We start from the raw sequence: 6,429 nt of genomic DNA on the forward strand, positions 1-6,429 counted from the left end.
GATCTCGTTGACGCCCCGACGCTTGCCGCGCATTTTCTTGTAGATGCCGTAGAGGTGTTTCTGGCGACCGCTGACTTCGCCCTGAATGCCGTCGATGGCGAGGCAATGACCCAGGGATTCTTCGATCTTGTTGACGATTTCCTTGCGGTTGCCCCGGGCGCGTTTGACTGCCTGGTAGATCCGCGCGGAACGCATCGGGTGCATCGCCTTGAAACCGAGGTCTTCGAATTCGATACGAATGGCGTGCATGCCCAGCCGGTTGGCGATGGGCGCGTAGATTTCGAGGGTTTCCTTGGCGATGCGCCGGCGCTTTTCGCCGGACAGCACTTCCAGCGTGCGCATGTTGTGCAGGCGGTCGGCAAGCTTGACCAGGATCACACGAATGTCGCGTGCCATGGCCATGGCCATTTTCTGGAAGTTTTCAGCCTGGGCTTCGGCCTTGGTCTCGAAATTCATCTGGGTCAGTTTGCTGACCCCGTCGACCAGTTCGGCCACGGTTTCACCGAACTGCGCTTGCAGCGCTTCTTTGGCGATACCGGTGTCTTCGATCACGTCATGCAGCATCGCTGCCATCAGGCTCTGATGGTCCATGTGCATGTCGGCAAGAATATTCGCCACCGCAAGAGGATGCGTGACGTACGCCTCGCCGCTGCGACGGCGTTGACCGTCATGGGCTTGTTCGGCGTAGAAATACGCTCGGCGGACCAGGTTGACCTGGTCATTGCCGAGGTAGGTCGATAAGCGATCGGCGAGGGCGTCTATGCTCGGCATGATGACTCCTGCCGTTCGCTGTGACCCCGCGCCGTGCTACGTCGACCAGGCATAGGCTTAGACGGCCTCGTTGGACTCGTCCTCGAACGCTGCGAACAGCGGTTCGTCTTCGACGATTTCAGCGTTGGCGATGAACTCATAGCTCATCAGGCCTTCCGCGATTTCACGCAGCGCTACAACGGTAGGCTTGTCGTTTTCCCACTGAACCAGAGGCTCTTTGCCGCCGGTGGCCAGTTGACGGGCACGTTTGGTAGAGAGCATGACCAGCTCAAAACGGTTTTCCACGTGGTTCAGGCAGTCTTCAACGGTTACGCGGGCCATGGTATTCCTCGGAGCGAATGCAATATGCGCGCTGCCCGGTTGGGCGAGCGGACTCAACAGTTTAAAAAATCACCAGCGATTAGGGAAGCGCTGATTTTTTAACCAGACTCTTCAACGCGCTGCAAGTGCCAATGTAAAGCGCTTGCAGCGGTTTTGGGAAGTGCTGATTAACCGAGCAATTCGGCCAGTAATTTACCGTGACGCTGTTGCTGACGCTTCTGGATCAGCTGATTGGCGCGGAAAATCGCCTGCAGATCGTCCAGCGCGTGGGCGAAATCGTCGTTGATGATCAGGTAGTCATAGTCGACGTAGTGGCTCATCTCGCTGACGGCTTCGCGCATGCGGCCATCAATGATTTCGTCGCTGTCCTGGCCGCGATTGGTCAGGCGCTGGTGCAGAGCCTGCAAGGACGGCGGCAGGATGAAGATCGAACGTGCCTGCGGCATCAGCTTGCGCACTTGCTCGGCGCCTTGCCAATCGATTTCCAGAATCAGGTCGTGGCCTTCGTCCAGGGTTTGTTGCAGGTGGCTTTGCGAGGTGCCGTAGAGGTTGCCGAAGACTTCGGCGCGCTCGAGGAAATCACCGTGCTCGATCATCTTCACGAACTCGTTGCGCTCGACGAAGTGATAGTTCACGCCGTTCACCTCACCCGGGCGCATGGCGCGGGTGGTGTGGGAGATCGACACACGGATCTCCGGGTTGGCGTCGGTCAAAGCCTTGACCAGACTGCTTTTGCCCGCGCCTGATGGCGCGGAAATGATGTACAGGGTGCCGGTGCTGTGGGTCATGTCGGGGTAGCCTTACTCAATATTCTGCACTTGTTCGCGCATCTGCTCGATCAACACCTTGAGGTTGACGGCGGCTTGGGTGCTGCGCGGGTCAAAGGCCTTGGAGCCCAGTGTGTTGGCTTCGCGGTTGAGTTCCTGCATCAGGAAGTCCAGGCGACGTCCGGCCGCACCACCGGACTTGAGCACCCGGCGAACTTCAATGATGTGGGTGCTCAGGCGATCCAGTTCTTCGGCCACATCGCTTTTTTGCGCGAGCATGACCATTTCCTGTTCAAGGCGCTGCGGATCCAGCTCGGCCTTCATGTCGGCGAAGCGGTCGAGAACCTTCTGGCGCTGTGTGGCGAGCATCTGCGGAACCAGTTCACGCAGGGTCACAACGTCTTCTTCGATGGAAGTCAGGCGATCGTTGATCAGTCGCGCCAGTTCTGCGCCTTCACGCTCGCGACCGGCCTTGAGTTCTTTCAGTCCTTGATTGAACAGAGCCAAGGCTTCGGCATTCAAGGCTTGCGGGTCACTTGCGTCAGCGACCAGAACCCCGGGCCAAGCCAGCACTTCCAGAGGGTTGAGGGCGGCAGGGTTCTTGATCAGGCCGGCAACGGTCTCTGCGGCGGCGACCAATTGTGCGGCGCGCTCACGATCGACTTGCAGCGGCTTGCCGGTGCTTTCTTCGGTGAACCGCAGGGTGCATTCCAGTTTGCCCCGCGACAGGCCCTGACGCAGCGCTTCACGTACGGCGCCCTCGAGCTCGCGAAAAGACTCTGGCAGGCGCAGATGCGGCTCCAGATAGCGGCTGTTGACCGAGCGCAGTTCCCAGCTCAGGGTGCCTTGGGCGCCGGCTTTTTCGACGCGGGCGAAGGCGGTCATGCTGTGCACCATGGCGGTGACCTCGCAATGCAGATCGGCGCAGAACATGTGTCCCGCAGGCGCGATATGAATGAATTTAAGCCGACTGGCAGCAAAGGCGCAGGATTGTAGCGCAGTGCGGCGAAGGCGCCCAAACACACGGTGTGACAAAGGGCTGCAGCCCGTCGGTAATGCGTGTTTCAGGGCTTTCGGTCGTCGGCCTGTTTTTTTAACGAGTGCCCAGTGGCGGTGCAGCGCTCTATAATGCTCCGCAGTTTTCCGTCCCCAGTACAGGTATCTCCTATGAAACGTCCAAGTGGTCGCGCTGCCGATCAGCTCCGCTCGATCCGCATTACCCGCAACTACACCAAGCACGCCGAAGGATCGGTACTGGTCGAATTCGGTGATACCAAAGTCATCTGCACCGTCAGCGTCGAAAACGGCGTGCCGCGCTTCCTCAAGGGTCAGGGCCAAGGCTGGTTGACCGCTGAATACGGCATGCTGCCGCGCGCCACCGGCGAGCGTAACCAGCGTGAAGCGAGCCGTGGCAAGCAGGGCGGCCGCACCCTGGAAATCCAGCGTCTGATCGGCCGCTCTCTGCGTGCTGCTCTGGACATGTCCAAGCTGGGGGACGTGACCCTTTACGTCGATTGCGATGTAATCCAGGCCGACGGTGGCACCCGCACGGCGTCCATCACTGGCGCCATGGTTGCCTTGGTCGATGCGCTGAAAGTGATCAAGAAGCGTGGCGGCCTGAAAGGCGGCGACCCGCTCAAGCAAATGATCGGCGCCGTATCGGTTGGCATGTATCAGGGCGAGCCAGTACTGGATCTGGACTATCTTGAAGATTCCGCCGCCGAGACTGATCTCAACGTGGTGATGACCAGCTCCGGTGGCTTCATCGAAGTGCAGGGTACTGCTGAAGGCGCGCCGTTCCAGCCTGAAGACCTGAACGCCATGCTGGAACTGGCCAAGAAAGGCATGAACGAAATCTTCGAACTGCAGAAGGCTGCACTGGCCGACTGAGCAGGTTCAAACCCGCAAGGAGGACGCGATGAGTGACGAGCAAGAGCTGCTACCCAAACCGAGCCAACAGGTTCGCCAATGGGCGATGTTTTGTCACTTGTCCGCCTTGTTGGGGATCTGGATTCCGTTTGGCAACCTGATAGGGCCGCTGATTCTGTGGCAGATGAAGCGTGAGACGGATCCGTTCATCGATGCGCAGGGTAAAGAAGCGCTGAATTTTCAGATCACCGTGGCGATTGCCTCGGCCATCTGCCTTTTGCTGATGTTGCTGATTATCGGCTTCTTCCTGTTGGGCCTGCTGGCCATCGGTGCGCTGGTCTTGACGATCATCGCGGGGGTGAAAGCCAATGAGGGATTCCCTTATCGATATCCGTTCACCTGGCGACTGATCAAATAACGATCAATACGAAGCCTCCGTGACCCGTAAAGTTTTAATACAAATGCCCTGACTTGTCAGGGCATTTGTGTTCTTGCAACCCTACTAATTACTCTTTCGTGTAGGACTGGTTCTACGCGCGACAATCGGTAGGCGATATTTTTATATATATTCAGCTCTTACACTTCTAGTCACAACTGCAATGCTTTAGAGCGATCTGAGTCCTTGGCAATAAGACTTGGCGATTGTTAAGGTTACTCCGCGCAACGTTGCTTCAGAAACATCTCGATATATTCAAGCCATCGAAGGTCTTTGAATTCCAAATCAATCAGTGTTGAGACAATCAGCCGATTCAATAGGCGTGCGCGGGTAAAAAGTACGCCTGGTGAATATATAGCCAAGAATAATCCCAATGATTCAGCTCGATTTTTATGGAACGCTCGTGGCCGCCTCTCTGGTGCTTTTACTGGGTCGCGGGCTTGTTGCACGAGTCGGTTTTCTACGTAATTACAATATTCCTGAACCCGTCGCCGGTGGCTTGGTGGTTGCGCTGGGTTTATTGATGTTGCGAACGTTTGATATAGAAATCAGATTCGATACGTCACTACAAACACCTTTGATGTTGGCATTCTTCGCCACAATCGGTTTGAGCGCAGACTTTGCCAGCCTGAAGAAGGGTGGTCGCGTAGTCGGCATCTTTCTACTGGCGGTTACCGGGCTTCTGGTCGTTCAGAACGCCATGGGCATCGGTCTTGCGACAATGCTGGGACTGGATCCGTTGATGGGGCTGCTGACGGGCTCGATTACCTTGTCGGGTGGCCACGGTACGGGTGCTGCGTGGGGAGCTGTGTTCAGCGAGAAGTACGGTCTGGCATCGGCCTCCGAGCTTGCGATTGCCTCGGCGACATTCGGCCTGGTCCTGGGTGGCTTGATTGGTGGGCCGGTGGCCCGGCTGCTTATCAAGCGCGTGCAAGTGCCGGGTTGCCAGCCTCAAGAAACGCCACGCTTGCCAAAGGGTTTCGAGCAGCCGAACAAAGAGCGCTCGATTACCCCCTTTTCGTTTATCGAGACACTGGCGCTGATCGCCGTCAGTCTATTGGCCGGCAATGTTCTCAATGGCCTGTTACAAGGAACCGCTTTCGAATTGCCGACGTTTGTCTGCGTTTTGTTCGTGGGTGTGGTGCTACGTAATGGGCTGTCGGCGCTGGGCCTGTATCAGGTGTTCGAGCGTGAAGTCTCGGTACTGGGCAATGTCAGCTTGTCGCTGTTTCTGGCGATTGCCTTGATGTCTCTGAAATTGTGGGATCTGGCCGCTCTGGCATTGCCGATCTTCATCATTCTGGCTACGCAGGCCTTGGTCATGGCGCTGTTTGCGATTTTCGTGACGTTCCGAATGATGGGCAGCAACTACGATGCGGCGGTATTGGCGGCAGGGCACTGCGGTTTTGGGCTGGGTGCGACGCCTACGGCCATTGCCAACATGCAGGCAGTGACGCAACGCTTCGGGCCTTCGCAGATTGCGTTTCTCGTGGTGCCGATGGTGGGGGCGTTCTTCATCGACCTCATTAACGTCATCGTGATCAAGCTGTACCTGGCCCTGCCGTTTTTCGCCGCTGTTTGAGCATTAAGCGTCAAGCCTCTTTCACCGTGGTCTGACGCATAAAAAATGCCCGTATCTTTCGATACGGGCATTTTTTTGTGTCTGCGAATCGACGCTTAGATGGTCAGCGTCCAGTCGTAGTCGACGATCAGCGGCGCGTGCTGCGAGAACCGCGGCTGACGTGGCAGGCGTGCGCTGCGCACGAAGCGCCGCAGGCCCGGCGTCAGGATCTGGTAGTCAAAGCGCCAGCCCAGATTGAGCATCTCGGCCTGCTCGTTGTCCGGCCACCAGCTGTACTGGTCGCCTTCGCGGCTGACTTCGCGCAGGGCATCGACGTAGCCCATGTTGCCGACAATCTCGTCCATCCAGGCGCGCTCTGGCGCCAGGAAGCCCGGGGATTGCTGGCTGTCGCGCCAGTTTTTGATGTCGAGCTTCTGCTGCGCCACGTACAGCGAGCCACAATAAATGTACTCGCGACGTTTGCGTCGCTGTTTGTCCAGGTACTTGCCGAAGTCATCCATGAGCTTGAACTTCTGGTTCAAGTCCTCATCGCCGTTCATCCCAGACGGCAGCAGCAAGGTGGCAATACTGACTTTGACGAACTCTGCTTGCAGGTAGCGCCCGTAGCGGTCGGCCGTCTCGAAACCGAGACCGCTGATGACAGCCTGCGGTTGAAACCGCGAAGCCAAAGCCACGCCACCGTG

At 57.5% G+C, this 6,429-nt stretch carries 8 protein-coding genes; 3 read left to right on the plus strand and 5 right to left on the minus strand.

Going from position 1 to position 6,429, the window contains the following annotated elements:
- The 4 genes from ACIOVB_RS26695 to ACIOVB_RS26710 form a co-directional block, all read right to left on the minus strand.
- The coding region (locus tag ACIOVB_RS26695; protein ID WP_401272181.1) for an HD domain-containing protein at positions 1-771 on the minus strand (771 nt) is incomplete at its 3' end.
- Positions 772-828: 57 nt separating this feature from the next.
- On the minus strand, positions 829-1,092 hold the full coding sequence (gene rpoZ, locus ACIOVB_RS26700; RefSeq protein WP_007894670.1) for a DNA-directed RNA polymerase subunit omega: 264 nt from the start codon (positions 1,090-1,092) through the stop codon (positions 829-831).
- A gap of 167 nt (positions 1,093-1,259) precedes the next feature.
- Positions 1,260-1,880: a guanylate kinase gene (gene gmk, locus ACIOVB_RS26705; RefSeq protein WP_187680341.1), complete on the minus strand. Its 621-nt coding sequence runs from the start codon at positions 1,878-1,880 to the stop codon at positions 1,260-1,262.
- 12 nt (positions 1,881-1,892) lie between these two features.
- Positions 1,893-2,756 (minus strand): YicC/YloC family endoribonuclease, encoded by an 864-nt coding sequence (locus ACIOVB_RS26710; protein ID WP_187680376.1) that lies wholly within the window; start codon positions 2,754-2,756, stop codon positions 1,893-1,895.
- Positions 2,757-3,026: 270 nt separating this feature from the next.
- On the opposite strand from ACIOVB_RS26710, the gene rph reads away from it, so the two are divergent.
- The 3 genes from rph (at position 3,027) to gltS (ending at position 5,746) form a co-directional block, all read left to right on the plus strand.
- Positions 3,027-3,749, plus strand: coding sequence for a ribonuclease PH (gene rph, locus ACIOVB_RS26715; protein ID WP_095187917.1), 723 nt, complete (start codon positions 3,027-3,029; stop codon positions 3,747-3,749).
- Positions 3,750-3,777: 28 nt separating this feature from the next.
- The gene (locus ACIOVB_RS26720) at positions 3,778-4,146 is read left to right on the plus strand and encodes a DUF4870 domain-containing protein (protein ID WP_401272182.1); all 369 of its coding nucleotides are present in this window, start codon (positions 3,778-3,780) and stop codon (positions 4,144-4,146) included.
- A 391-nt stretch (positions 4,147-4,537) separates the two neighbouring features.
- On the plus strand, positions 4,538-5,746 hold the full coding sequence (gene gltS / locus ACIOVB_RS26725) for a sodium/glutamate symporter (RefSeq protein WP_187680343.1): 1,209 nt from the start codon (positions 4,538-4,540) through the stop codon (positions 5,744-5,746).
- Between the two features lie 95 nt (positions 5,747-5,841).
- Here the strand turns inward: gltS and ACIOVB_RS26730 are convergent.
- Positions 5,842-6,429 (minus strand): catabolite repression control protein Crc (locus ACIOVB_RS26730; RefSeq protein ID WP_401272183.1); only part of this gene is annotated, 588 nt, incomplete at its 5' end.

The organism is Pseudomonas sp. NPDC087639 (assembly GCF_044743385.1).
GTDB lineage: Bacteria > Pseudomonadota > Gammaproteobacteria > Pseudomonadales > Pseudomonadaceae > Aquipseudomonas.

Bases quoted from the DNA above. Each gene is read 5' to 3' on its own strand.
- rpoZ (WP_007894670.1), bottom strand. From the start codon at position 1,092: ATGGCCCGCGTAACCGTTGAAGACTGCCTGAACCACGTGGAAAACCGT.
- gmk (WP_187680341.1), bottom strand. From the start codon at position 1,880: ATGACCCACAGCACCGGCACCCTGTACATCATTTCCGCGCCATCAGGC.
- ACIOVB_RS26710 (WP_187680376.1), bottom strand. From the start codon at position 2,756: ATGGTGCACAGCATGACCGCCTTCGCCCGCGTCGAAAAAGCCGGCGCC.
- rph (WP_095187917.1), top strand. From the start codon at position 3,027: ATGAAACGTCCAAGTGGTCGCGCTGCCGATCAGCTCCGCTCGATCCGC.
- ACIOVB_RS26720 (WP_401272182.1), top strand. From the start codon at position 3,778: ATGAGTGACGAGCAAGAGCTGCTACCCAAACCGAGCCAACAGGTTCGC.
- gltS (WP_187680343.1), top strand. From the start codon at position 4,538: ATGATTCAGCTCGATTTTTATGGAACGCTCGTGGCCGCCTCTCTGGTG.